This is a genomic window from Brevundimonas sp. EYE_349 (assembly GCF_023147505.1).
Lineage (GTDB): Bacteria > Pseudomonadota > Alphaproteobacteria > Caulobacterales > Caulobacteraceae > Brevundimonas.
The window spans coordinates 1-1219 of the sequence record NZ_JAHXPB010000020.1; the positions used below are offsets into that span (position 1 = coordinate 1).

Annotated in this window: 1 protein-coding gene; it reads right to left on the minus strand. The window is 55.9% G+C overall.

The window, feature by feature from the left end:
* Positions 1-1002: 1002 nt before the first annotated feature.
* Positions 1003-1219: hypothetical protein (locus KZX42_RS17150; RefSeq protein ID WP_248121379.1), on the minus strand; the 217-nt coding region annotated here is incomplete at its 5' end.

Here is a 1219-nt window from a genome sequence, read left to right on the forward strand (position 1 = left end):
CGCTTGATCCCACTGCAGATCGCCCCAGCGCCCGCCTGAAGGCCTGAAGCGTCACGAACACCGTCACAGCCCGACCACGCAGCCGTGTTGTCCCGTCAGCCAGCCGACTTTTTCAACTGTATCCGCCCATTGCAGACGTTCAGATTAAGCGTAGCCTTGTTGCCATGACCGGCCGGAAATGGATCAGTGTTTGGCATGTGGGCTGCCTCTTCATCGGCCTCGCATCGTCAATTGTTGGGGCCGTATGGCTCCTCGTGGTTGATGGCATTTTTCTCTCCGACGAGCTGACGATGAACACCTCCGTCGGAGTGGCATTCCTTGTGCCAATCGTCTTTGCTGTTGTTTGGCCGAGAAGGACGAGGGCTCAACGCATCATTGGAGTCGCGGTCGGGTTAGCAGGTAGCTGCATCGGAATTTACGCGCTGGCGACCATCGTGTCCTCGGGTCACAGCCACTACTGATCTCGAAGAATGCCTAGCACCGATGTCCGCTTTCCACCCCTAGGCGTCGTTCGTCGCGTCTGCTGTCGGGCACAATCGCCTAGGTCCGCTTCCGGCGCCTGGCGCTAAGGCTGAAAACGGCGCCTGGCGCTAAGGCTGGAAACGACCCATTGCGGACCTCGACAGTCTCAGCGTTTATGGGGGCGCAATGCGTCGGCTTTTAATCTTCGTCATTTGTCCCATTGGTCTCAGCTACCTCATGGCTTTGACGGCGCAAGCTGCTGGCCTGCGACTGGCTGGGATGTTGTGGTTGGGTATAGCGTTTAACTATCTGGTTTTTGGTATGCCTGGATTGTTAGCAGCAGTCTGGTTGGGTCGAGACCAGATGCGAGATTGGCTCGAATTCAAGGCCGCAATTACCACTATGGCTATCGGTTGCTTCGTTTTCGCTTCAATAAACTACGGGACATGGTTTTTTACATCTGATGAGGAAGGGATACGCCGCTACTCATTCGTCGAAGCTTCTGCATTGGGGCTTCGTGATTCGATCCTCAACGTGTCGCTAGCCGCCGTAATTGTTGCTGCCTGCGTTCTCATCGGAAAGCGCGTCGAGGTTTTGATTGCGATGTTGATGCCAAAAGTCCGCTAACCACCGATACCGTTGAAAAAGTCGGCAATTGCCACGGGCTTCAGGGGCTGATTCACTCTGGTCATTGAGACCGGAGGCAGCGTGATGATGGGCGAGCGGCGGGTCGATCAGGCGGCCCTGTTCTATACTT